Consider the following 23,661-nt stretch of genomic DNA (forward strand, 5'->3'; position numbering starts at 1 on the left):
GGCGGCCGTACCTGGATCCCGGTTCAGGAGGGCCCGACCGCCACTCCTGAACCGGGGGTCAGCAGGGCTCAGCGGCTGTCGCTGCCCTTGGACTCGGCGGCCGCGCGGCCCGCCTCGAGCCGCGCCACCGGGATCCGGAAGGGCGAGCAGGAGACGTAGTCGAGACCGACCTCGTGGAAGAAGTGCACCGACTCCGGGTCGCCGCCGTGCTCGCCGCAGACACCGAGCTTGATGTCGGGGCGGGTGGCCCGGCCGGCCTGGACGGCGCTGCGCACGAGCGCGCCGACACCGTCCTTGTCGATGGTCTCGAAGGGGCTGACGCCGAAGATGCCCTTCTCCAGGTACGCGGTGAAGAACGAGGCCTCCACGTCGTCGCGGGAGAAGCCCCACACCGTCTGCGTCAGGTCGTTGGTGCCGAAGGAGAAGAACTCCGCGGCCTCGGCGATCTGACCGGCGGTCACGGCGGCGCGCGGCAGCTCGATCATGGTCCCGAGCGCGAGCCTGAGCTCGACGCCGGTGCGGGCCTGGACCTCGGCGATGACCGTCTCGGCCTCCTCGCGGACGATCTCCAGCTCCTGGACGGTGCCGACGAGCGGGATCATGATCTCGACGCGCGGGTCGCCCTTGGCGTCGATGCGCTGGGCCGCGGCCTCGGCGATCGCCCGGACCTGCATGGTGAACAGGCCGGGGATGACCAGGCCGAGGCGGACGCCGCGCAGACCCAGCATCGGGTTCTGCTCGTGCAGCCGGTGCACGGCCTGGAGCAGGCGCAGGTCGTTCTCGTGCGGCTCCTTGCGGGACTCCGCGAGGGCGACGCGCACCGACAGCTCGGTGATGTCGGGCAGGAACTCGTGCAGCGGCGGGTCGAGCAGCCGGACCGTGACGGGCAGCCCGTCCATGGCCTCGAAGAGCTCGACGAAGTCCGTCTGCTGGAGCGGCAGCAGGGCTTCGAGGGCCTGGTCGCGCTCGGCGTCCGTGTCCGCGAGGATCAGCCGCTCGACGTACTGGCGGCGCTCGCCGAGGAACATGTGCTCGGTGCGGCACAGGCCGATGCCCTGGGCTCCGAAGCGGCGGGCGCGCAGCGCGTCCTCGGCGTTGTCGGCGTTGGCTCGGACCCGGAGGCGGCGGACGCGGTCCGCGTAGGCCATGATCCGGTGGACGGCGGCGACGAGCTCGTCGGCGTCGTCGGCGCCGGCGTGCATCCGGCCCTCGAAGTACTCGACGACCGGGGACGGTACGACGGGTACCTCACCGAGGTAGACCTTGCCGGTGGAGCCGTCGATGGAGACGACGTCGCCCTCCTCGACGACCTGGCCGTCGGAGGTGGTCATCCGGCGGCGCTTGGTGTCGACCTCCAGCTCCTCGGCCCCGCAGACACAGGTCTTGCCCATGCCGCGCGCGACGACGGCGGCGTGCGAGGTCTTGCCGCCGCGGGAGGTGAGGATGCCCTCGGCGGCGATCATGCCGTCCAGGTCGTCCGGGTTGGTCTCGCGGCGGATCAGGATGACCTTCTCGCCGGACCGGGACCACTTGACGGCGGTGTACGAGTCGAAGACGGCCTTGCCGACGGCCGCGCCCGGGGAGGCGGCGATGCCGCGCCCGATCTGGTCGACCTTCGCGTCCTCGTCGAACTTCGGGAACATCAGCTGGGCGAGCTGGGCGCCGGTGACGCGCTGGAGCGCCTCGGCCTCGTCGATCAGGCCCTGGTCCACGAGCTGGGTCGCGATGCGGAAGGCGGCACCGGCGGTGCGCTTGCCGACGCGCGTCTGGAGCATCCAGAGCTGACCGCGCTCGATGGTGAACTCGATGTCGCAGAGGTCCTTGTAGTGGGTCTCAAGGGTCTCCATGATGTGCATCAGCTGGTCGTACGACGTCTTGTCGATCGACTCGAGGTCGGCCAGCGGCACGGTGTTGCGGATACCGGCGACGACGTCCTCGCCCTGCGCGTTCTGCAGGTAGTCGCCGTAGACGCCCTGGTGGCCGGAGGCGGGGTCGCGGGTGAAGGCGACACCGGTGCCGGAGTCCGGGCCGAGGTTGCCGAAGACCATCGAGCAGACGTTGACGGCGGTGCCGAGGTCACCCGGGATGCGCTCCTGGCGGCGGTACAGCTTGGCGCGGTCCGTGTTCCAGGAGTTGAAGACGGCCTCGATGGCGAGGTCCATCTGCTCGCGCGGGTCCTGCGGGAAGTCGCGGCCGGTCTGGGCCTTGACGATCTTCTTGAAGTGCTTGACGACCTTCTTCAGGTCGGCGGCGTCCAGGTCGGTGTCGCTGGCGACCTTCTTCGCGGCCTTGGCCTCGTCGAGGGCCTCCTCGAAGAGCTCGCCGTCGACGCCGAGGACGGTCTTGCCGAACATCTGGATGAGCCGGCGGTACGAGTCCCACGCGAAGCGCTCGTTGTCGGCCTGGCGGGCGAGGCCCACGACGGACTCGTCGGAGAGGCCGATGTTGAGGACCGTGTCCATCATGCCCGGCATGGAGAACTTGGCTCCGGAGCGGACCGACACCAGCAGCGGGTCGTCGGCCTGGCCGAGCTTCTTGCCCATCTTCTGCTCGAGGGCGTCGAGGTGGGCGGACACCTCGTCGCGGAGCGCGACAGGCTCCGAACCGCTCTCGAGGTAGACCTTGCACGCCTCGGTGGTGATCGTGAAGCCGGGGGGGACCGGGAGACCGAGGTTGGTCATCTCGGCCAGGTTCGCGCCCTTGCCACCGAGCAGGTCCTTCAGGTCCCTGTTGCCCTCGGTGAAGTCGTACACGAACTTCTGATCATTGTTTTCCGACACGGGTCCCGACTCCTCGATGACTCGGTTGGCTGCCCTGACGGCGAGGAACATACCCAGATCGAAGGCTTCTGGGGAGGTACGCCTAGCGGACACCCGGTCTTAACCACCCGTCCGCCAGCGCTTCGAAAGTTACCGAGCGGCAGCTTCCGCTTTCACGGCCCGAAGGCTCCTTGACCCAAACCAGTATTTCATCGCTCACCTGAGCGCGCATTCGTGCATCTGCGTTCAAGTCTTGAACGCAAAAGGGGTGGCACCCAGTGCCACCCCTTCAGGCGGTGCAGTCGACCGTAACCTGCTCATGTGAGCGGCACCCCCCTCAGGGGTGGCGAGGATCACTCCCCCGGAATGCCCTCATCTCAGCCGCCGGACGTGTCCAGCTCGGCGTCCTCACTCACGCCCGCGCAGTCGTAGGGGTCCTTCAACCAGCCGTCCGGCAGGACGACTCGGTTGTTTCCGGACGTACGGCCCCGGGGACCGTCCGCACCCACCGGCCACGGCTGGTCCAGGTCCAGCTCGCTCAACTGAGCGCGCAGTTCGTCCAGGGACGAGGTGATCGCCAGCTTCTTACGCATCTCGGAACCCACCGAGAAGCCCTTCAGGTACCAGGCGACATGCTTGCGGAAGTCGATGACACCGCGTGCCTCGTCGCCCAGCCACTCGCCGAGCAGCCGCGCGTGCCGCACCATCGCGTCCGCGACCTCGCGGAGCCCCGGCTGCGCGTACGTACCCGTGCCCTCGAAGGCCGCCACGAGGTCCGAGAAGAGCCACGGCCGGCCCAGGCAGCCGCGCCCGACGACCACGCCGTCGCAGCCGGTCTCGCTCATCATCCGCAGGGCGTCGTCGGCCGACCAGATGTCGCCGTTGCCGAGGACCGGGATCTCGGGCACGTGCTCCTTGAGGCGCGCGATGGCGTCCCAGTCGGCGGTGCCCCCGTAGTGCTGGGCGGCGGTCCTCCCGTGCAGGGCGATCGCCGTGACGCCCTCCTCCACCGCGATCCGGCCCGCGTCGAGGTACGTGATGTGGTCGTCGTCGATGCCCTTGCGCATCTTCATCGTGACCGGCAGGTCGCCCGCGCCCGTCACGGCCTCGTGCAGGATCGCGCGCAGCAGCGGCCGCTTGTAGGGCAGGGCCGAGCCGCCGCCCTTCCGGGTCACCTTGGGGACGGGGCAGCCGAAGTTCAGGTCGATGTGATCGGCCAGGTCCTCCTCGACGATCATCCGCACGGCCTTGCCCACCGTCACGGGGTCGACCCCGTACAGCTGGATCGAGCGCGGCTGCTCCGTCGCGTCGAAGCGGATCAGCTGCATCGTCTTCTCGTTGCGCTCGACCAGGGCGCGCGTCGTGATCATCTCGCTCACGAACAGCCCCTTGCCGCCGGAGAACTCGCGGCAGAGGGTACGGAAGGGGGCGTTGGTGATGCCGGCCATGGGGGCGAGCACCACCGGCGGCTGCACGATGTGCGGCCCGATGGCGAGAGGGGTGAACGCGGTCATGCGTCCCATTGTCCCGCACCGCGGCGGCCTTCCGTCAGCCGTACCGTCCGCGCATGGCCGAGCTCACAGCCGGGCCCCTCACAGCCGGGGCCGTCACAGCCGTGCCCCCGCCCGCTCGCGGACCACGATGCCGAGGAGCCGCTCGACACCGGCCCTCGTCTCGTCGTCGAGCGGGACGTAGGTGACGAGGTGCGGCCCGGGGGTCGGGCCGAGCCAGAGGTTGGTGTGCTCGAACCTGAGCAGGCCCACGTGGGCGTTGCGGACGACCTTGGTGCGCCCGCCGGGGGCGACCACGTCGTGCCGGGCCCAGATCTCCCGGAACTCCGGCGACGCCTCTTCGAGCCGCCGCACCAGCGCCTTCCAGGCGGGCTCCGCCAGGTGCTCGGCCATGGAGGCCCTGAGCTTCCCCGCGAGCAGCGGCAGCAGCTCCGGCAGATCGGTGGCCGCCGTCCGGAAGTCGTCGTTCGTGAAGGCCAGCCAGAGGGAGTTGCGGTCCTCGCGGGGCAGGGCGTCCAGGTCGCAGAAGAGCCGCCCGAAGGTCCGGTTGTGGGCGAGGAAGTCGAAGCGACTGTTCTGGACGGCGGCGGGGACGGGTTCCAGCTGCTCCAGGAGCGCCCGGAGGGCCGGGGTCACGGCCGGGGAGACGGCGCCGGGGTGCGGGTCGGCCTGGCCCGCGAGGGCGAAGAGGTGACTCCGCTCGGTCGGGTCGAGGAGCAGGGCGTCGGCGAGGGCGTCGAGGACCTGCGGGGAGACCTGGATGTCCCGGGCCTGTTCGAGCCAGGTGTACCAGGTGACGCCGACGGCGGAGAGCTGGGCGACCTCCTCGCGGCGCAGTCCGGGGGTGCGGCGGCGGCGCCCCCGCGGCAGGCCGACCTGTTCGGGCGTGATGCGCTCGCGGCGGCTGCGCAGGAAGGCGGCGAGCTCGCGCCGCCGGGTGCCGGGGGCGGCCGTCGTCATCGTCGTCACGTCTCCAGGGTGCCGGGGCCTTCAGCCCGTTGCCAGGTGGTGCTTGTACCAGGATAGAGACACTCTGGTACCAGGCTGAGCGGCGTCGGATGGTCGGGGGGTGACCACGACTCCGACTCCCGCACCGCTTTCTCCGGCCGGTACGAAAGGCCCCGCGGACACCACAACCCCCACCGGCCCCACAGGCCCCGCACTCGGCCGGCTCGGTCTGTTCACCGTGCTCCTGGGCGCCTCGCTCCCCCTGATCGACTTCTCCGTCGTCAACGTCGCCCTGCCGTCCATCGGCCACGACCTCGCCGCGAGACCGGCCCTGCTCGAACTCGTCGTCGCCGGGTACGGCCTGTCGTACGCCGTCCTTCTCGTCCTCGGCGGGCGCCTGGGCGACCTCTTCGGCCGCCGCAGGCTCTTCCTCGCCGGCATGGCGGCCTTCGGCCTGACCTCCCTGGCCTGTGGCCTCGCGCCCGGCGCCTGGACGCTGGTCGGGGCGCGGGTGGCCCAGGGCGCGGCTGCGGCCCTGATGCTGCCGCAGGTCCTCGCGACCATCCACTCCTCGACGGCGGGCCCGCGGCGGGCGAGGGCGCTCAGCCTGTACGGGGCGACCGTGGGCCTCTCGATGATGGTGGGCCAGATCCTGGGCGGGCTGCTCGTCGCCGCCGACGTCGCGGGCTCCGGCTGGCGGGCGGTGTTCCTGGTGAACGTGCCGGTGACGGTGGCGGGCCTGCTCCTCGCCCTGCGTACCGTCCCGGAGACCCGGTCCGAGCGCCCGGCGCCGGTGGACGTGCCGGGCACGCTGCTGCTCGGCGTCGCGCTGCTCACCCTGCTCGCCCCGCTGACGGAGGGCAGGGCGGCCGGCTGGCCGCTGTGGACCTGGATCGCCCTGGCCGTGTTCCCGGTCGCTGTGTGGGCGTTCTGGCGGGTGGAGCTGCGGGCGGACCGCGCGGGGCGCACTCCCCTGGTCCCGCCGAGCCTGCTCGGCCTGGTCCCGCTGCGGCGCGGGCTCGTGCTGATCCTGCCGCTCTCGATGGGCTTCGGCGGCTTCGTGTTCGTGATCGCGGTGGCGCTCCAGCAGGGCCTGGGGCTCGGCGCGGTGGTCTCGGGCCTGGCGCTCGCCCCGATGGCGGTGGCCTTCTTCGCGGCCTCGCTCGCGGGTCCCCGGCTCGTACGGCGCTGGGGCACGCGGGTGGTGACGGCGGGCGGCCTGGTCCAGGCCCTGGGCATCGGGCTGCTCGCCCTGACGGTCCGGCGCGCCTGGCCGGACCTCTCGGTCTGGCTGTTGCTGCCGGGGATGGCCGTCGCGGGCCTGGGGCAGGGTCTCCAGCTGCCGGTCCTGTTCCGGGTGGTGCTCTCCGAGGTCCCGCCGGAGCGGTCGGGCGTGGGCAGCGGTGTCATGGTGACGACCCAGCAGTCCGCCCTGGCCCTGGGCGTCGCGACGCTCGGCTCGCTGTTCCTGGGTCTGGCCCCGTCCGCAGGCTCCGGCACGGCCCTGACGGTGACGCTCCTGGTCCAGCTGGCGCTCGTCCTGCTCACGGCGGCGCTGTCGCTGCGGCTGCCGAGGACGGTGGGGTAAAGGACGGTGGGGTAGCGGACACGACAGAGGGCCCGGGGCGGCGCGCGCCCCGGGCCCTTCGTCGTACAGGTGAGGCTACTTCTGACCGGCCTCACCGGTCTCGGCGCCTGCGGCGCTCTCAGCGCTCTCGCTGTTCTCGGTGCCCTGGGCGCGTTCGCGCATCTTCTTCAGGAGCTCCTGCTTCTGCTCGTCGGCCGTCCGACGGGCGGCGCCCGCGCTCTGGACGCCGCCGTGCTGTTCGTCGCGGGACAGCTTCTTGCGCTGTCCGCCGACGCCGAGGAGGTTGTTGCGCTTGGCCATGGGGGTTCTCCCGTGCAGTGAGGTGGGCGGTGGTCGAGCTCGATCAGCTGGGCTGGGCGCTCACTCGTAGATCTGGAAGAACGAAGACATGCCGGTGACGGTACCCCGGCCGCGAACCGCCCAGCACCACATTTCCCGGCCACCCGCCTCTCCCCACCCCTCACGGAATGACAAATATTGAAATCTGTCATCGGTCATGTCACTCTTGATGCATGACTACCACCCAGACCGTCCCCACCCGCCCCCTGGGCACCACCGGCCCCCGCGTCTCCGCCCTCGGTCTCGGCTGCATGGGCATGTCCGCGCTGTACGGCGAGAGCGACCGCGCCGAGTCGATCGCGACCCTCCACGCCGCCCTGGAAGCGGGCGTCACCCTGCTCGACACGGGCGACTTCTACGGGATGGGCCACAACGAACTCCTGATCGCCGAGGCGCTCCGTACCGCCCCCGCCGCCGCCCGCGAACAGGCGCTGACCAGCGTCAAGTTCGGTGCGCTTCGCACGGTCGAGGGCGGGTTCACCGGCTACGACGGCCGCCCGGCCGCCGTGAAGAACTTCGCGGCGTACTCGCTCCAGCGGCTCGGCACCGACCACATCGACATCTACCGGATCGCCCGCGTCGACCCCGACGTGCCGATCGAGGAGACCGTCGGCGCCATCGCCGAGCTGGTCGAGGCGGGCCACGTACGGCACATCGGTCTCTCCGAGGTCGGCGCGGACACCCTGCGCCGGGCGGCGGCCGTGGCCCCGATCGCGGACCTCCAGATCGAGTACTCGCTGATCTCCCGGTCGATCGAGGAGAAGATCCTCCCGGCCGCGCGCGAGCTGGGCATCGGGATCACGGCGTACGGAGTCCTGTCCCGCGGCCTGATCAGCGGCCACTTCACCCGGGACCGGGAGCTGGCGCCCGGCGACTTCCGGGGCATGAGCCCGCGCTTCCAGGGCGAGAACCTCCAGCGGAACCTGGACCTGGTGGAACGGCTGCGGGCGCTCGCCGACGCGAAGGGCGTCTCGGTCGCACAGACGGCCGTCGCCTGGGTCCTCGCGCAGGCGGGACGGTACGGCGTGGACATCGTCCCGCTGGTCGGCGCCCGGCGCCGGGACCGGCTCGCGGAGGCGCTCGGCGCCCTGGACGTCACGCTCGACGCCGCGGACCTGGCCGCGATCGAGGAGGCCGTCCCGGCCGGCGCGGCGGCCGGCGAGCGGTACCCGGCGGCGCAGATGGCACACCTGGACAGCGAGCACTGACCGGCCGCCACCGGGGCTCCACGGCTAACAAGTACTGTCATTCCATGGCCGCCACCGAGACCCTGACCGCAGAGCGCATCCTCGAAGCCACCGAGGAGGTGCTGCGGCGTTACGGCCCGGCGAAGGCGACCGTCGTGGACGTGGCCCGGGTGCTCGGCGTGAGCCACGGCAGCGTCTACCGCCACTTCCGCACGAAGGCGGCGCTGCGCGAGGCGGTCACCGAGCGGTGGCTGGAGCGGACGGTCGTGGAGCTCCGCCCGTACGTCGAGGACGGCGGGCCCGCCGACGAGCGGCTCACCGGCTGGCTGACCGCCCTCTTCGGCCTCAAGCGCCACAAGGCGGGCGGCGACCCGGAGCTGATGGCCACCTTCCAGGTCCTCATCGGCGAGAACAGCGCGGTGGTCGACCGGCACGTGGACCATCTCGTGGGCCAGATCGCCCGGATCGTCGAGGACGGGCACCGGGAGGGCGTGTTCGCCGCCCCGGAGCGGGACTTCGCGACGACGGCCCGCGCGGTCTTCGACGCCACGGACCGCTTCCACGACCCGGCGCACGCCGGCGACTGGTCCGCCCCGGACATCGGGGACGCGTTCGCGGCGGTCGTCTCCCTGGTGCAGCGCGCGCTGCGGCCCTGACCGCGTACGGGAAAGCCCCCGGCTCCGAAAGGAACCGGGGGCTTCGCCGTACGGACGAACGGACTCAGCGGACGAACAGACTCAGCAGCCGAGCAGGCGGCTGCCCAGGTAGCCCTGGATCTGGTCGAGGGAGACGCGCTCCTGCTTCATGGTGTCGCGCTCACGCACGGTCACCGCGTTGTCGTCGAGGGTGTCGAAGTCGACGGTGACGCAGAACGGGGTGCCGATCTCGTCCTGGCGACGGTAGCGGCGGCCGATGGCGCCGGCGTCGTCGAACTCGATGTTCCAGTTCTGCCGCAGGTCCGCCGCCAGGCCCTTGGCCTTCGGGGAGAGCTGCGGGTTGCGGGACAGCGGCAGGACGGCGACCTTGACCGGGGCCAGGCGGTGGTCGAGGCGCAGGACGGTGCGCTTCTCCATGACGCCCTTGGCGTTGGGGGCCTCGTCCTCGTTGTACGCGTCGAGGAGGAAGGCCAGCATCGCGCGGCCGACACCGGCGGCGGGCTCGATGACGTACGGCGTGTAGCGCTCGCCGGTCTCCTGGTCCAGGTAGGTCAGGTTGGCGCCGGAGGCCTTGGAGTGCGCGTTCAGGTCGTAGTCGGTGCGGTTGGCGACGCCCTCGAGCTCGCCCCACTCGCTGCCGCCGAACGAGAAGCGGTACTCGATGTCGGCGGTGCGCTTCGAGTAGTGGGAGAGCTTCTCCTGCGGGTGCTCGAACCAGCGCATGTTCTCCTCACGGAGACCCAGGCCCGTGTACCAGTTCCAGCGCTGCTCCATCCAGTATTCCTGCCACTGCTCGTCCTCGCCCGGCTTGACGAAGAACTCCATCTCCATCTGCTCGAACTCGCGGGTGCGGAAGATGAAGTTGCCCGGAGTGATCTCGTTCCGGAAGGACTTGCCCATCTGGCCGATGCCGAACGGCGGCTTCTTGCGCGAGGTCTGCTGCACCTGACCGAAGTTGGTGAAGATGCCCTGCGCGGTCTCGGGACGCAGGTAGGCGACGGAGCCGGTGTCCTGGGTCGGGCCGAGGTGGGTGGAGAGCAGGCCGGAGAACTGCTTGGGCTCGGTGAAGGTGCCCTTGTTGCCGCAGTTGGGGCAGTTGAGGTCGGCGAAGCCGTTCTCGGGGAGACGGCCGTGCTTCTCCTCGTACGCCTCCTCCAGGTGGTCGGCGCGGTAACGCTTGTGGCAGGAGGTGCACTCGGTCAGCGGGTCCGTGAAGGTGGCGACGTGACCGGAGGCCTCCCAGACCTCGGTGGCCAGGATGACCGACGAGTCGATGCCGACGACGTCCTCGCGCGCGGTGACCATGTAACGCCACCACTGACGCTTGATGTTCTCCTTGAGTTCGACACCCAGCGGTCCGTAGTCCCAGGCGGCCTTCTGGCCGCCGTAGATCTCACTGCACGGGTAGACGAAGCCACGGCGCTTGCTCAGGCTGACGATGGTGTCGATCTTGTCGGCGGCCACGGTGCTCTCTTCATTACGACGACGAAGTGCGAATGCCACAGGTTACCGGCGCCCGCGGGGCCGGAATCAAATCGGTTCGACCTCGTCCATCGGGAAGTGGAGGGCGGCCGGTACGCGGCTGTCGACGGCACTGACCAGGTCGCGCCCCGACTTGTACCAGTCTGCCGCGAAATCGATACAGGCGCCGTTCTCCCCGAAGAGCCGCCGCGCCCCGGAGGCGAAGATCCCGAGCCCCACGACCCGGTGCCAGCGCACCCCGTGCGCGTGGGACTCGGTCCAGTGCATCAGGCCCTCGTCGCTCAGGTACATCCGTTCGGAGCGCCCGACGGGTCCGAAGAACCTCGGCCGGTACTCGTGCCCTTCGTGGAAGTTCTCGTCCAGGGCGCAGGCCTCCTCCTCGAAGGGAAGGTCCTGGCCGGGTTCGCAGCCTTCGGGCACGGTCAGCACGGCGGTCGAGGGGTACGCGGCGAGGGCGGCGCGGACGACGCCGGGGCCGAACGAGGCGATCCTGTCGCGGACCAGGGCGACGTCCTGGACCTCGTGGCCGAGGAGGTGCTGCCAGGCCGCGGCGGTGAGCTGGCGGAAGCGCCCCTCACCGGTGTCGAGGCGTTCGCTCCAGACCCGCTCGACGTCCCGCACCTCGGCGTCGGTTGGCCCGTCGTCGGCCAGCTCGCGCAGCGCCGCGTCGAACCCTGCGGCGACCTCGGCGGCGCCCTCGGCGTCGGTCTGGGCGACCAGCCAGCAGAACGAGCGGCCGCCTCCGGCGTAGGCGCCGAGGATCTCCACCTCGCCGGTGACGTTCCGGGCGACGCGCGGGTCCCGCGCCGCCCGGTTCCGGGCGACCTCCACGGAGAAGACCCCGGCGGGAGGGCGGGGGATCTCGAAGGAGACGGCGACCGGCATGCCGTACTCCTCGGGAACCCCGGTCCAGCGGCCGGATACGCCGGGGAGGGGGTGGAGGACGGGCCGCTCGACGCGCGGACCGTCGGGGAGCCGGGGGTCGAGCGCCTTGGGGGGAGGGCCGGAGAGCGCGAGGACGGCGTTGGCGCGGGTGAAGCGTTCCGCGGCCCAGGCGCGCAGGTCGTCGGCGTCCACCGCCCCGAGGGCGGGGAAGCCCCAGCCGATCTTGCCGATGCCGCGCAGCCCGTAGCGGTCCAGGAGCTCCCTCTCCTGGAGGTCCTCCCACGGCCTCTCGCGGCGCTTCCGGGCGGTGACGAGGCGCACGGCCTCCGCGAGCCCGTCCACGGGGAGGTCGGACAGCGTCCGGCAGAGCCGGTTCACGGCTTCGGCGACCTGCTCGGGGTCTCCGTCGATCAGGACGCTGCAGTCCTGCGCCTCGGTGACGAACTCGATGCCGTCGACCCGTACGCCCGAGTCGCGCACCGCGGCGACGGCGAGCCGGAGGACCAGGTCGGTGAGGCCGAGGCGGGTGAACGGCTCGTCCTCGATGCCCGCGCCGAGCACCAGCCAGGCCCGGAAGGGGCCGGGGACGTCGTCCCAGTACAGGGGCATGCCGTTGATCACCGTGCGCTGCATGGGCCCGCACTGTAGTGCGGCGGAACACACGTCCGACAATTGACAATCGTTTCCAGTTTTGTTGAAAATGAGTGTCATGAACGTACGTCGCCTGATACCCAGCACCGCTCTCGCCGGAGCCGTCACCCTCGGCCTCGTCTCCCTCTCCGCCTGCGGAACGTCCGACGCGGCGGGCAAGGACAGCGGCGGCAAGCTGGACGTGGTGGCGTCCTTCTACCCCATGCAGTACCTGGCCGAGCAGATAGGCGGCGACCACGTCGCCGTCAACACGCTCACCAAGCCCGGCGTCGAACCCCACGACCTGGAGCTCAAGCCGAAGCAGATCGGCGAGCTCGGCGAGGCCGACGTCATCCTCTACCTCAAGGGCATCCAGCCCGCCGTCGACGAGGCCATCTCCCAGGCCGGCGTCGAGAACACCGTCGACGCCGCCACCCTCACCGAGCTCGAAGCCCACGGCACCTCGACCGGCGGCCACGAGGGCGAGGCGGGCCACGAGGGCGAGACCGCCGAGGAGCACGCCGGGCACGCCGGCGAGGAGCACGCGGAAGAGGAAGCGGGCCACGACCACGGCTCCGAGGCCGGCGCCGACCCGCACGTCTGGCTCGACCCCGTGAAGTACGCCGAGGTCGCCAAGGGTGTCGGCACCGCCCTGGAGAAGGCCGACCCGGACCACGCCGCCGACTACAAGAAGAACACCGACGCGCTCGTCAAGAAGCTCGGCGACCTGAACACCGACTTCGCGACCGGTCTGAAGAACACCACGACGAAGACCTTCATCACCACCCACTCCGCCTTCGGCTACCTCGCCGAGCGGTACGGCCTGGACCAGGAGGGCATCTCCGGCATGGACCCCGAGTCCGAGCCGAGCCCCGCCCGGATCAAGGAACTGCAGGACAAGGCGAAGAAGGAGAAGGTCACCACCGTCTTCTTCGAGACCCTCGCCAGCGACAAGACCGCCAAGACCCTCGCCTCCGACACCGGTCTCAGGACCGACGTGCTCGACCCGCTCGAGGGAATCACGGACAAGTCCCAGGGCGATGACTACATCGAGGTCATGCAGTCCAACCTCACCGCGCTGAAGAAGGCCCTCGGCGCCAAGTGACCGCAGCACAGCAGGAGGTACGAGCCATGGCAGCCCCGGAACCAGCCCCCGTCATATCCGTCCGCGGAGCCACGGCGGCCCTCGGCGCCCGGCCCGTCCTCCGGGGCGTCGACCTCACCGTCCACACCGGTGAGGTCGTCGCGCTGCTCGGCGCCAACGGCTCCGGCAAGTCCACCGCCGTCCGCTCCGTCATAGGCCAGGTGCCGCTGACCGGCGGCCGGATCGAGCTGTTCGGCACGGAGCAGAAGCGGTTCCGCGACTGGGCCCGCGTCGGCTACGTACCGCAGCGCACGACCGCGGCGAGCGGCGTCCCCGCCACCGTCCGCGAGGTCGTCTCCGCGGGCCGGCTCGCGCGCCGCAGGTTCGGCTGGACGACGAAGGAGGACCGGGCCGCCGTCGAGCGGGCCATGGAGCTCGTCGGCCTCGCCGACCGCGCCAAGGACTCCGTCACCGCCCTCTCCGGCGGTCAGCACCAGCGGGTCCTGATCGCCCGCGCGCTCGCCTCCGAGCCCGATCTGCTGATCATGGACGAGCCGATGGCCGGCGTGGACCTCGGAAGCCAGGAGATCCTCGCCGCGACCCTGCGCGAGCAGGTCGCGGGCGGCACCTCCGTCCTCCTCGTCCTGCACGAGCTGGGCGCCCTCGAACCGCTCATCGACCGCGCGGTCGTGCTCCGCGACGGCTGTGTCGTCCACGACGGCCCGCCGCCCCAGGCCCTGGGCCAGCACGCCCTGCCGGGCCACGACCACGTCCACCCCCACGCGGCCGACGAGCCGCTCCGCACGGGACTGCTGACCTGACCATGGACTTCCTCGAACCTGCCTTCATGCAGCGGGCGCTCCTCGCGGCCGTCCTCGTCGGCATCACCGCCCCCGCCGTCGGCATCTACCTCGTCCAGCGCCGCCAGGCGCTGATGGGCGACGGCATCGGCCACGTCGCCATGACCGGTGTCGGCCTCGGCTTCCTGCTGAACTCCAATCCGGTCTGGATGGCGACCCTCGTCGCCGTCGCGGGCTCCGTCGCGATGGAACTGATCCGGGCGTACGGGAAGACCCGCGGCGACCTCGCGCTCGCCCTGCTCTTCTACGGCGGCATGGCCGGCGGCGTCCTGCTGATCAACCTGTCGCCGACCGGCTCCAACGCCAACCTGACCTCGTACCTCTTCGGCTCGCTCTCCACGGTCTCCACCGAGGACGTGACGGCGATCAGCATCCTGGCCGCCTTCGTGGTCCTGGTCACCGTCGGCCTGCGCAAGCAGCTCTTCGCGGTCAGCCAGGACGAGGAGTTCGCCCGGGTCACCGGCCTGCCGGTGCGCGCCCTGAACCTGCTGATCGCGGTCACGGCCGCGGTGACGGTCACGGTCGCGATGCGGGTCGTGGGCCTGCTGCTCGTCAGCGCGCTCATGGTGGTACCGGTGGCGGCGGCCCAGCAGCTGTCGAAGTCGTTCCGGGCGACCTTCGTCCTCGCGGTGGCGACCGGCGTCACGGTCACCCTGGCGGGCACGGTCACCTCGTACTACCAGGACGTCCCGCCCGGCGCGACGATCGTCCTGTACGCGATCGGGATCTTCGTCCTCCTGACCCTGCTCGCCGCCCCGCTCGCCCGCCGACGGGCCCGGGCCGCGGAGCAGGCGGCGGCGGACTGCGACGCCCGCTGCGTGCCCACCACCCGGCAGCCGACGGACGACGTGAAGGTGCTCTGATCTGGGACACACGCGGGACTGGCAGAATGGCGGGGGCAGACAAGCATTCAAGGAGGCCCCCGTGGTGACGGCAGGACCCCCCGTACGAGGCCGCTCGACCAAGCAGCGGGCCGCCGTGTCGGCGGCGCTGAACGAGGTGGACGAGTTCCGCAGCGCCCAGGAGCTGCACGACATGCTCAAGCACCGCGGCGACTCGGTCGGCCTCACCACCGTCTACCGCACGCTCCAGTCCCTCGCGGACGCGGGCGAGGTGGACGCGCTGCGCACCAGCGACGGCGAGACGGTGTACCGCCGCTGCTCGACCGGCGACCACCACCACCACCTGGTCTGCCGCGTCTGCGGCAAGGCCGTCGAGGTGGAGGGCCCGATGGTGGAGCAGTGGGCCGAGACGATCGCCTCGGAGCACGGCTTCGTGAACGTGGCGCACACGGTCGAGATCTTCGGCACGTGCGCGGACTGCGCGGAGAAGTCGACCTGACATGCGAGTGGGCCCGCACCGGAATCCTCCGGTGCGGGCCCACTCGCATGTCAGGCCCTGATGTCACACCCGCATGTCACACCCGTACGGTGTTCCGGTCCAGGATCGCCCGCAGCCGGTCCGCGTCGGCCGGGCCGGCGAGCCCGCGCTTGGGCAGGTAGGCGAGGCCGGTGCCGGACGTGCGGTCCGTGAACAGGACGAAGAGCCGGGGCGTCTCCGCGTACCGGGTCAGCAGCGCCCACCGGATCGTCGTGTCGGTGTCCCGCGACGTCCACCGCCCGCCGTCCTCGTCCACGACCGCCCGCGCCTCGCCCTGGGACCCGATCAGCCGGAAGAGGCTCTTGGCCGTCGCCCACGGAACCAGCTCGGCGGCGGCCACGGCCACCAGGCCGAGGAACGCGAGGAGGACCGCCTCGCCCGGGTCCCCGGACAGCAGGGCGAAGCCGGCGACCAGGACCGACAGCCCACACGCGCCGCGCGCGGTCCACCGCAGCAGCCGCCACCAGCGGGTGGCCCGCAGCCTGACCCGTACGGCCTCGTTCACCTCGGCGAACTCGGCCGAGTAGACGAGCTCCACGCCCTCCCCCACGGCGGCCTCAGGCCTTGTCGAGGACGGCCATGTCGGCCGGGTCGACGCCGCCGAAGCGCCGGTCGCGCTGCGCGTACTCGACGCAGGCGCGCCACAGGTCGCGGCGGTCGAAGTCCGGCCACAGCACGTCCTGGAAGACCATCTCGGCGTACGCGCTCTGCCAGATCAGGTAGTTGGACGTGCGCTGCTCGCCGCTGGGCCGCAGGAACAGGTCCACGTCCGGCATGTCCGGGTAGTACAGGTACTTCTGGATGGTCTTCTCGGTGATCTTCGCCGGGTCGAGCCGGCCCGCCTTCACGTCCTCCGCGAGGGCCTGCGCCGCGTCCGTGAGCTCGGCGCGTCCGCCGTAGTTCATGCAGAAGTACAGCGTGAGCTTGGTGTTGTCCTTGGTCTGCTCCTGGGCGACCTGGAGCTCCTTGGCGACCGACTTCCACAGCTTGGGCATCCGGCCGACCCAGCGCACGCGGATGCCGAGCTCGTCGAGCTGGTCGCGGGTCTTGCGGATGAAGTCGCGGTTGAAGTTCATCAGGAAGCGCACCTCCTCGGGCGAGCGCTTCCAGTTCTCGGTGGAGAAGGCGTACAGCGAGATCGCGCCCACGCCCATCTCGAGCGCGCCCTGGAGCACGTCGAGCACCTGCTCGGCGCCGACCTTGTGCCCCTCGGTGCGGGGCAGGCCGCGCTCCTTGGCCCAGCGGCCGTTGCCGTCCATGACGATCGCGACGTGCTCCGGGACGAACTCGGGCTGGAGCTTCGGCGGACGGGCGCCGGACGGGTGCGGCTCGGGGGTGCTGTACTCCCGGCGCTGGCGACCGAGCAGTCGTGCGATGGCCATGACGTGGTCTCTCCTACCTAGCTTTTCTCGACGTACCGCAGGGAGCGCAGGCCGCGCTCCAGGTGCCAGTGCAGATAGGCGGACACGAGTCCGCTGCCCTCCCTGACGTGACGCGGCTCGCACGCGTCCGCCGTCGCCCAGTCGCCGGTGAGCAGCGCGCTGAGCAGGCCTACGGCCTCCGAGGAGGGTACGACGCTTCCGGGCACCCGGCAGTCGCCGCATATGACGCCGCCCGCCGCGACCGAGAAGAACCGGTTGGGGCCTTGGAGTCCGCATTTGGCACAGTCGTCGAAGCTGGGGGCGTAGCCGTTCACGGCGAGCGAGCGGAGCAGGAAGGCGTCCAGGATGAGGTGGGGGGCGTGCTCGCCCCTGGAGAGCGTCCGCAGGCCGCCGACGAGCAGCAGGTACTGCTGCACGGCGGGCTCGCCCTCGTGGTCGGTGAACCGCTCGGCCGTCTCCAGCATGGCGGTGCCGGCGGTGTAGCGGGCGTAGTCGGTGACGATGCCGCTGCCGTACGCGGCGATGGTCTCGCTCTGCGTGCAGAGCGGCAGACCGCGGCCGACCAGCTCGCTTCCCCGGGCGAAGAACTGCACGTCCACGTGCGAGAACGGTTCGAGCCGGGCCCCGAACTTCGACTTCGTCCGCCGCACCCCGCGCGCCACGGCGCGTACGCGGCCGTGACCGCGCGTGAGGAGGGTGATGATGCGGTCCGCTTCACCCAGCTTCTGGGTGCGCAGCACGATGCCGTCGTCGCGGAACAGACTCATGGGCCCATTCTCCCGTACGGCGGGGGCGCGCCGACCACGGGCCGGATCTCGGGACAGCCCTCCGGCCGGACATCCGGGAAGGCTTCGCGCATACGGGCGAGGAGGGCCGCGGCCGCCGGGGCGGCGGGGCCGTCCGCCGGCCAGGCGAGGGCGACCCGGCCGCGGAGGTCCGGTTCGGTGAGGGGAAGGGTACGGAGCCCCAGCGCGTCCGCCGCCCCGGGCGGGGGATCCGGGAGGACCGCGACACCGAGGCCTCGGGCGGCGAGCCGCGCCAGGACGTGCGGAACGGCGGCCTCGAAGGCGATGTGGGGCCGGAAGCCCGCCCGCGTACAGGCGCGCTCCAGGACGCCTCGCAGGCCGGTGCCGCGCGGAAGGCTGATAAGGGGACGGCCCGCGAGCGCGGCGAGCGGGACGGCCGTGCGGCCGTCGAGGGTGGTGAGCAGCGGGTCGTCCGGGGCCATGGCGGCGACCAGGGGCACGTCGACGAGGACCTGGAGACTGACGCCCTGCGGGGGCTCCTCCTCGGCGAGGCCGATCACCGCGAGGTCGAGTTCGCCGCGGCGCAGGGCGTCGAGCATCCGCTCCGACGTGTCGTCGGTGAGAGAGATCTCCACCTGCGGGTGGTCGTCGTGGAAGTCGGCCAGGGCGGCGGCGACGTCGAACTCGTCGGCGGCGGCGGCGCCGGACACGAGCCCGATGGTGACCTGCCCCCGGACGAGCCCGGCGAACTCGTCCACGGTCCGCCGCAGCCCCTCGACGGCCGCGAGCGCCGCCCGCGCGAAGGGCAGTACCGCCTCACCGACGGCGGTCGTGGTCACGGTCCGGCCGGAGCGGTCGAGCAGCGGCTGCCCGAGCTCCCGCTCCAGCTGCCGGATCTGGGCGCTCACCCCCGGCTGCGCGAGGTGGAGGCGGGCGGCGGCGCGGGTGAAATTGGCCTCCTCGACGACGGCGAGGAAGTACTGCAGCTGGCGAAGCTCCATAAGCAGTGATTCTAGTGAGGAGAAGTACCCGGTCTTGGACTTCTGGCAGATGCTTCGGCACGCTGGCGATCATGGAGACCACGGCGGGGATACGCGCGGAGATCGCGGCCGAGCGGCGCGAACTGGCGGACGTCCTGGACGGACTGACCGATGAGCAGTGGGACGTGCCGTCGTTGTGCGGCGGCTGGCGCGTACGGGAGGTCGCCGGCCATATGAGCATGGGGTTCCGGTACTCGTTCGGCAGGACGGCGCTGGAAATCGCCCGAGCACGCGGCAACCTGCACCGGATGACCGACCGCCTCGCGCGCCGGGACGCCGCTGCCCTCACCCCTCGCGAACTCGCGGCGGCCCTGCGGGACAACGCCCGTCACCCCTGGAAGCCGCCGGTGGGCGGTCTGCCGGCGGCCCTCGGCCACGACGTGATCCACGGCCTGGACATCACCGTCCCGCTCGGCCTCGGGCGCCGGGTCCCGGAGAAGCGCCTGCGGATCCTGCTGGCGACCGTGACCCCTCGGACGCTCCGCTTCTTCAAGGCGGACCTCGAAGGCGTCACGCTGCGGGCCACGGACCTGGACTGGTCGTACGGAACAGGAGTTCAGGTAGTGCGCCGCCCCGCCCAGGAACTCCTGCTGCTCGCCTACGGACGCACACTCCACCGACCGGCAGAGAGGGAAGCGTCATGACGTACTCGCACGAGGACGAGGAGCTGGTGAAGCAGCCGATCGGCTACTGGACGTGGGCCGCGAACAAGACCCTGTCGGCCTTCGTCAGGGGACGGCTCGCGGCGATCGGGATCACCCAGCCCCAGTGGTGGGTGCTGCACCAGGTGCTGTACGGCGAGGACGGTGCCACCCGGGACGAGGTGATCACAGCCCAGCAGGCCAACCTGGACGTCGGCGCCGCCGGCCTGGCGCCCGACATCAACCTCCTGATGGAACGGACCCTGCTCGTCCTGGACGCGGACGGCCGCCTCCAAATCACCGACGACGGCAGGGCGCTGCACGCGCACGCCGCCCGTACGCAGCGGGCCGGCCGGGAACACGTACACGCCGGCATCACGGACGAGGAGTACCTGATCACTCTGAAGGTCCTTCAGCGCATGATCCGCAACGCGGGCGGAGACGTGTCACCGGCCTGACAGCCGTACGGGGGTGGTTCAGGGCACCTCGCCCCGGCTCCGGGCGTTGACGTGCGCCGTGGCGGCGCTCAGGCGCTCCGACGAGGTCGCCTCCCGGACGTCCTCGGGCTCCACGTCCCACTCCCGTCCGCCACCGAGCGGGCGGATCTGGACGTACGGCCCCTCGTGGCCCATCACTCTCCCGACCCGCCCGGTGCGGATCTCCACGACGTACGACCCGATGGGCAGTGCGGCTGTCATGACCGGCTCTCCTCCCCCGGCAGTAGGGCTGCGGCGATGAGCCGCGCCGTTTCCGCCGTGCAGCATCCCAATTCGACGAGCGGCCTCGGGGGGTCTGCGGCGAGGGTGACGACGTCGAGCCCGAGCGAGGGGAGCGTGATTCCCGCCCTCGCAAGCGCCTCGCGCAATTCCGTCACTGCCTCTTGTGCGGCTTCGAGTGTCCCCGTGGTCGTCTTCATGATGTCTTCCTTCACCAACGTATGCCTTTCTGAATCCATTTCCTGCTTCGCCTCTCCAGAGTGGGTCGGGATCCGTAGAATCGGCAGATGCGCAGGCCGTACAACTGCGGCGTAGGGTCGGGGAGTTAGTTCATGGCCAAAGGCAAGCAGCAGGACGCGTGGGTGTTCTTCGGCGAGGTCCTGAAGGAACGCAGGGAGGCCGCGGGCCTCACCCAGGAGGAACTGGGCGGACTGGTGTTCGTCTCCGGTGGGTACATCGGCCTGTTCGAGCAGGGAATTCGAAAGCCGCAGCTGGATGTGGCGATGCGAATCGACGAAGTCCTACAAACCGGCGGTATTTTCGAACGCACGTGGCGAAAGCTCATCAACAAGTCGCCGTACGCCTCCTATTTCAGCGAGGTGGCGGAGCTGGAACTGGTGGCGACGAAGATCTGCGAGTTCGCGCCGACGGTCGTGCCGGGGCTGCTCCAGACGCCGGAGTACGCGCGGGCGGTGACGGTGGCGACGCACCCGTTCGCCACGGAGGAGTTCATCGAGGAGAAGGTCACCTCACGGATCGACAGGGCGGCGATCCTCAGAGGCACTACAAGGCCTGAGTATTGGGCCGTGCTGCACGAGAACGCGGTCCTCACCCCTGTCGGAGGCCGGTCGGTGATGGCGGCGACACTGGACCACATCGCCACGACGGCCCGGGAGCGGCGGGTGCTGGTCACCGTCCTGCCTCGCGCAGTTGGCGCACACGCCTACATGACCGGCTCGCTCAAGCTCATGGAGTTCGAGGACCAGCCGCCAACGGCCTATGCGGAAACGGCTTTTTCAGGGACGCTGCTCGACGATCCGGCGGTGGTGAAGCAGGCACAGCGCGCCTACGATCTGCTCAGGGTCGCCACGCTGTCGCCGGAGGCGTCCCTCGCACTGATCGAGTCGGCGGCGGAGGACTACAGACGATGCGCCAGTACGACCTGACCAACGCCCACTGGTTCAAGAGCTCCTTCAGCAACGGCGACGGCGGCGACTGCGTCGAAGTCTCGTACGACTTCGTCGGCGCCGCCTGGCGCAAGAGCAGCTACAGCGACGGCGACGGCGGCAACTGCGTCGAGGTCCTCGACGACGTCCCCGGTGTCGTCCCCGTCCGGGACAGCAAGAACCCCACCGGCCCCGCCCTGATCGTCCCCGCCGCCGCCTGGTCCGCCTTCGTCGCGGGCATCGCCGGGTGACGAAGGGCTGACGCGGGCGGCCGGCCGGTCGTACGATCCCGGCCATGTCGATCACTTCCCCGATACCCCGCCTCCAGGGGCCCGAAGGCACCTTCCTGCGGGCCGAGGGCCAGGCTCTGATCCTGCGTCGCCCCCGCGAGGAGATGCACATCCCGCTGAAGGCGATCGAGCGCGTCCGCGCCGAGGGCCGGGGCGTCGCCGTCGAGCTGACGGCCCCGGCGGGGACGACGCCGAGCGTGCAGCGCTTCGAGGGCGTGGACGAGGCCGCCGCCGTCGCGTTCGCCGAGGCCGTGAACGCGGCCCTGCCGGCGGAGGGGAAGTTCGCCGACGGCGCGGAGCACCTCTCGGGCGACCGCCTGGGCGGTGACCCGCACACCACGAAGGCCCTGCGCGCGCTCAAGCGGTGGACGCTGTACGGCGCCCTCGCGATCGTCGCCCTCTGCGCGCTCGTGATCGTCACCGGGCACGCGGGCGCCATCATCCTGATCATCCCGTTCGGGTTCATGGGACTCGGGTTCCTGGCGGGCGGCTCGGCGGTGGCGTACTTCCCCTACCGGGAGTGGCACATGCGCAAGCACGGCGTCACGGTCGTCGCCGAGCGGATCATGGGCGAGCCGGGCCTGTTCGGCTACATGGACCCCACCGGTCTGCGGCGCAACGTGAACTCGACCGCCGCCGCGTGGACGATCGAGGTCGCCTACGATCCGGAGGACCCCGGACGGGTGACCACGCTCGGCAAGCGGCCCTGGCTGCGCTACGACGGCATCCTGGCGGCGCTCAGCCTCGGCATCGGCCTGCTCTTCACCGCCGGGGTGATCGCGCTCGTCGTGACCAGCCTCCTCGGCATGGGGGATTTCTGAGGTCGACACCTTCACTTATGGAAGTCATAAGTTCGCCTTATGAGTCCATAGACCGGGGGCGGGTACCGATCCATACCAGGCGTTATTTAGGGTGGCCTAAGTGTCGGCGGCCTCGCCGCCATGTCGCTTGCGAAGGGAAACCGTCATGCCCCGCCCCCTCCGGGTCGCGATCGTCGGCGCCGGCCCCGCCGGAATCTACGCCGCCGATGCGCTGCTGAAGTCCGAGGCCGCCGCCGAGCCGGGTGTGTCCATCGACCTCTTCGAGCGGATGCCCGCCCCCTTCGGCCTCATCCGCTACGGCGTCGCCCCCGACCACCCGCGCATCAAGGGCATCGTCAAGGCCCTCCACCAGGTCCTCGACAAGCCGCAGGTCCGCCTCTTCGGCAACGTCGACTACGGCACCGACGTCCACCTGGACGACCTGCGCGCCTTCTACGACGCCGTGGTCTTCTCGACCGGCGCCATGGCCGACCGCCCGCTGGCCATCCCGGGCGTCGAGCTCGACGGTTCGTACGGCGCCGCCGACTTCGCCTCCTGGTACGACGGCCACCCGGACGTGCCGCGCACCTGGCCGCTCGAAGCGGAGAAGGTCGCCGTCCTCGGCGTCGGCAACGTGGCCCTCGACATCGCCCGCATCCTCGCCAAGACCGGCGACGAGCTGCTGCCGACCGAGATCCCGGCGAACGTCTACCACGGCCTCAAGGCCAACAAGGCCCTGGAGATCCACGTCTTCGGCCGCCGCGGCCCGGCGCAGGCGAAGTTCAGCCCCATGGAGCTGCGCGAGCTGGACCACTCCCCCACCATCGAGGTCATCGTCAACCCCGAGGACATCGACTACGACGACGGCTCGATCGCCGAGCGCCGCAAGAACAAGCAGACCGACATGGTCGCGAAGACTCTGGAGAACTGGGCGATCCGCGACATCGGCGACCGCCCGCACAAGCTCTTCCTGCACTTCTTCGAGTCGCCCGTCGAGATCCTCGGCGAGGACGGCAAGGTCGTCGGCCTGCGCACCGAGCGCACCGAGCTGGACGGCACCGGCAACGTCAAGGGCACCGGCGCCACCACCGACTGGGACGTCCAGGCCGTCTACCGCGCCGTCGGCTACCTCTCCGACGAGCTGCCCAAGCTCCCCTGGGACGCCGTCTCCGGCACCGTCCCCGACGAGGGCGGTCGCGTGATCGAGGAGGGCGGCGCGCACATGGCCTCCACGTACTGCACCGGCTGGATCCGGCGCGGCCCGGTGGGCCTCATCGGTCACACCAAGGGCGACGCCAACGAGACCGTCGCGAACCTCCTGGACGACTTCGCCAACGGCCGCCTGCTGACGCCCGAGTCCCCGGAGACGGACGCGGTCGTGTCCTTCCTGGAGGGCAAGGGCATCACGTACACGACGTGGGAGGGCTGGTACGCCCTGGACGCCGCCGAGATGGCGCTCGGCGAGCCGCAGGGCCGCGAGCGCGTGAAGATCGTCGAGCGCGAGGACATGCTGCGCGCGAGCGGCGCGATCCAGTAGTCGCCGCCCTCGCGGCGGGCCCTCACCCCTCCCC

General features: G+C 70.9%; 25 protein-coding genes. 13 read left to right on the forward strand and 12 right to left on the reverse strand.

The genetic code is table 11. The annotated features are described in order from the left end of the window. Positions 1–68: 68 nt before the first annotated feature. The 3 genes from ppdK to ACIA8N_RS03460 form a co-directional block, all read right to left on the reverse strand. Positions 69–2,780 carry a pyruvate, phosphate dikinase gene (gene ppdK, locus ACIA8N_RS03450; RefSeq protein ID WP_365785885.1) on the reverse strand — a complete coding sequence of 904 codons (2,712 nt, stop codon included), beginning with the start codon at positions 2,778–2,780 and terminating at the stop codon, positions 69–71. 356 nt (positions 2,781–3,136) lie between these two features. Further along, positions 3,137–4,273 carry a tRNA dihydrouridine synthase DusB gene (dusB, locus tag ACIA8N_RS03455; RefSeq protein ID WP_365785887.1) on the reverse strand — a complete coding sequence of 379 codons (1,137 nt, stop codon included), beginning with the start codon at positions 4,271–4,273 and terminating at the stop codon, positions 3,137–3,139. Positions 4,274–4,366: 93 nt separating this feature from the next. After that, a complete protein-coding gene (locus ACIA8N_RS03460; RefSeq protein WP_365785912.1) occupies positions 4,367–5,230 on the reverse strand; it encodes a helix-turn-helix domain-containing protein in 864 nt (287 codons plus the stop codon). A gap of 217 nt (positions 5,231–5,447) precedes the next feature. Between ACIA8N_RS03460 and ACIA8N_RS03465 the strand changes: the two genes are divergently transcribed. After that, entirely contained in the window at positions 5,448–6,806 is a 1,359-nt protein-coding gene (locus ACIA8N_RS03465) for an MFS transporter (protein ID WP_399415753.1), read from the forward strand. A 75-nt stretch (positions 6,807–6,881) separates the two neighbouring features. Here ACIA8N_RS03465 and ACIA8N_RS03470 read toward each other — a convergent pair whose 3' ends face one another. After that, positions 6,882–7,106, reverse strand: coding sequence for a DUF6243 family protein (locus tag ACIA8N_RS03470; RefSeq protein WP_365785889.1), 225 nt, complete (start codon positions 7,104–7,106; stop codon positions 6,882–6,884). A gap of 212 nt (positions 7,107–7,318) precedes the next feature. Between ACIA8N_RS03470 and ACIA8N_RS03475 the strand changes: the two genes are divergently transcribed. Together ACIA8N_RS03475 and ACIA8N_RS03480 are read left to right on the forward strand one after the other, a co-directional pair. Next, positions 7,319–8,353, forward strand: a complete 1,035-nt coding sequence (locus tag ACIA8N_RS03475; RefSeq protein WP_365785891.1) for an aldo/keto reductase — start codon at positions 7,319–7,321, stop codon at positions 8,351–8,353. A 44-nt stretch (positions 8,354–8,397) separates the two neighbouring features. After that, a complete protein-coding gene (locus tag ACIA8N_RS03480; protein WP_365785893.1) occupies positions 8,398–8,988 on the forward strand; it encodes a TetR family transcriptional regulator in 591 nt (196 codons plus the stop codon). Positions 8,989–9,069: 81 nt separating this feature from the next. Here ACIA8N_RS03480 and ACIA8N_RS03485 read toward each other — a convergent pair whose 3' ends face one another. Together ACIA8N_RS03485 and ACIA8N_RS03490 are read right to left on the reverse strand one after the other, a co-directional pair. Continuing rightward, complete coding sequence (locus ACIA8N_RS03485) at positions 9,070–10,452, reverse strand: glycine--tRNA ligase (RefSeq protein WP_365785895.1); 1,383 nt, start codon at positions 10,450–10,452, stop codon at positions 9,070–9,072. A 66-nt stretch (positions 10,453–10,518) separates the two neighbouring features. Continuing rightward, positions 10,519–11,988: a hypothetical protein gene (locus tag ACIA8N_RS03490; RefSeq protein WP_365785897.1), complete on the reverse strand. Its 1,470-nt coding sequence runs from the start codon at positions 11,986–11,988 to the stop codon at positions 10,519–10,521. Positions 11,989–12,064: 76 nt separating this feature from the next. Between ACIA8N_RS03490 and ACIA8N_RS03495 the strand changes: the two genes are divergently transcribed. From ACIA8N_RS03495 to ACIA8N_RS03510, 4 genes are all read left to right on the forward strand, one after another. Beyond that, positions 12,065–13,090, forward strand: coding sequence for a metal ABC transporter substrate-binding protein (locus ACIA8N_RS03495; protein ID WP_365785900.1), 1,026 nt, complete (start codon positions 12,065–12,067; stop codon positions 13,088–13,090). 26 nt (positions 13,091–13,116) lie between these two features. Beyond that, on the forward strand, positions 13,117–13,890 hold the full coding sequence (locus ACIA8N_RS03500; RefSeq protein WP_365785902.1) for a metal ABC transporter ATP-binding protein: 774 nt from the start codon (positions 13,117–13,119) through the stop codon (positions 13,888–13,890). Between the two features lie 2 nt (positions 13,891–13,892). Then, on the forward strand, positions 13,893–14,792 hold the full coding sequence (locus ACIA8N_RS03505) for a metal ABC transporter permease (RefSeq protein WP_365785904.1): 900 nt from the start codon (positions 13,893–13,895) through the stop codon (positions 14,790–14,792). Between the two features lie 61 nt (positions 14,793–14,853). Continuing rightward, a complete protein-coding gene (locus ACIA8N_RS03510) occupies positions 14,854–15,270 on the forward strand; it encodes a Fur family transcriptional regulator (protein WP_365785906.1) in 417 nt (138 codons plus the stop codon). Between the two features lie 76 nt (positions 15,271–15,346). On the opposite strand, the gene ACIA8N_RS03515 is transcribed toward ACIA8N_RS03510, so the two are convergent. The 4 genes from ACIA8N_RS03515 to ACIA8N_RS03530 are packed head-to-tail and all read right to left on the reverse strand — an operon-like array spanning position 15,347 to position 18,438. Continuing rightward, the gene (locus ACIA8N_RS03515) at positions 15,347–15,847 is read right to left on the reverse strand and encodes a YcxB family protein (RefSeq protein ID WP_365785527.1); all 501 of its coding nucleotides are present in this window, start codon (positions 15,845–15,847) and stop codon (positions 15,347–15,349) included. Between the two features lie 19 nt (positions 15,848–15,866). Further along, positions 15,867–16,691, reverse strand: a complete 825-nt coding sequence (locus tag ACIA8N_RS03520) for an isoprenyl transferase (RefSeq protein ID WP_030550367.1) — start codon at positions 16,689–16,691, stop codon at positions 15,867–15,869. A gap of 17 nt (positions 16,692–16,708) precedes the next feature. Then, a complete protein-coding gene (gene recO, locus ACIA8N_RS03525) occupies positions 16,709–17,458 on the reverse strand; it encodes a DNA repair protein RecO (RefSeq protein ID WP_365785525.1) in 750 nt (249 codons plus the stop codon). Next, the gene (locus ACIA8N_RS03530; protein ID WP_051751334.1) at positions 17,455–18,438 is read right to left on the reverse strand and encodes a LysR substrate-binding domain-containing protein; all 984 of its coding nucleotides are present in this window, start codon (positions 18,436–18,438) and stop codon (positions 17,455–17,457) included. Before ACIA8N_RS03530 ends, recO begins: the two co-directional genes overlap by 4 nt. Before the next feature lie 71 nt (positions 18,439–18,509). Here ACIA8N_RS03530 and ACIA8N_RS03535 point away from each other — a divergent pair, with 71 nt between their 5' ends. Together ACIA8N_RS03535 and ACIA8N_RS03540 are read left to right on the forward strand one after the other, a co-directional pair. After that, complete coding sequence (locus tag ACIA8N_RS03535) at positions 18,510–19,121, forward strand: maleylpyruvate isomerase family mycothiol-dependent enzyme (RefSeq protein ID WP_365785523.1); 612 nt, start codon at positions 18,510–18,512, stop codon at positions 19,119–19,121. Then, a complete protein-coding gene (locus ACIA8N_RS03540; RefSeq protein WP_365785521.1) occupies positions 19,118–19,576 on the forward strand; it encodes a MarR family winged helix-turn-helix transcriptional regulator in 459 nt (152 codons plus the stop codon). Before ACIA8N_RS03535 ends, ACIA8N_RS03540 begins: the two co-directional genes overlap by 4 nt. 18 nt (positions 19,577–19,594) lie before the next feature. Here the strand turns inward: ACIA8N_RS03540 and ACIA8N_RS03545 are convergent, their stop codons facing one another. Together ACIA8N_RS03545 and ACIA8N_RS03550 are read right to left on the reverse strand one after the other, a co-directional pair. Next, entirely contained in the window at positions 19,595–19,816 is a 222-nt protein-coding gene (locus tag ACIA8N_RS03545; RefSeq protein WP_030217357.1) for a hypothetical protein, read from the reverse strand. After that, positions 19,813–20,034, reverse strand: a complete 222-nt coding sequence (locus tag ACIA8N_RS03550; RefSeq protein ID WP_030217359.1) for a hypothetical protein — start codon at positions 20,032–20,034, stop codon at positions 19,813–19,815. Before ACIA8N_RS03550 ends, ACIA8N_RS03545 begins: the two co-directional genes overlap by 4 nt. Before the next feature lie 132 nt (positions 20,035–20,166). Between ACIA8N_RS03550 and ACIA8N_RS03555 the strand changes: the two genes are divergently transcribed. The 4 genes from ACIA8N_RS03555 (at position 20,167) to ACIA8N_RS03570 (ending at position 23,627) form a co-directional block, all read left to right on the forward strand. Then, positions 20,167–21,000, forward strand: a complete 834-nt coding sequence (locus ACIA8N_RS03555; RefSeq protein WP_365785518.1) for a helix-turn-helix transcriptional regulator — start codon at positions 20,167–20,169, stop codon at positions 20,998–21,000. Further along, on the forward strand, positions 20,982–21,251 hold the full coding sequence (locus tag ACIA8N_RS03560; RefSeq protein ID WP_365785516.1) for a DUF397 domain-containing protein: 270 nt from the start codon (positions 20,982–20,984) through the stop codon (positions 21,249–21,251). The genes ACIA8N_RS03555 and ACIA8N_RS03560 overlap by 19 nt, the downstream gene beginning before the upstream one ends. Before the next feature lie 44 nt (positions 21,252–21,295). Further along, a complete protein-coding gene (locus tag ACIA8N_RS03565) occupies positions 21,296–22,111 on the forward strand; it encodes a hypothetical protein (protein ID WP_365785514.1) in 816 nt (271 codons plus the stop codon). A 145-nt stretch (positions 22,112–22,256) separates the two neighbouring features. Continuing rightward, on the forward strand, positions 22,257–23,627 hold the full coding sequence (locus ACIA8N_RS03570; RefSeq protein WP_365785512.1) for an FAD-dependent oxidoreductase: 1,371 nt from the start codon (positions 22,257–22,259) through the stop codon (positions 23,625–23,627). Positions 23,628–23,661: the final 34 nt, after the last annotated feature.

The organism is Streptomyces sp. NPDC051822 (genome assembly GCF_044452745.1).
Taxonomy (GTDB): Bacteria; Actinomycetota; Actinomycetes; order Streptomycetales; family Streptomycetaceae; genus Streptomyces.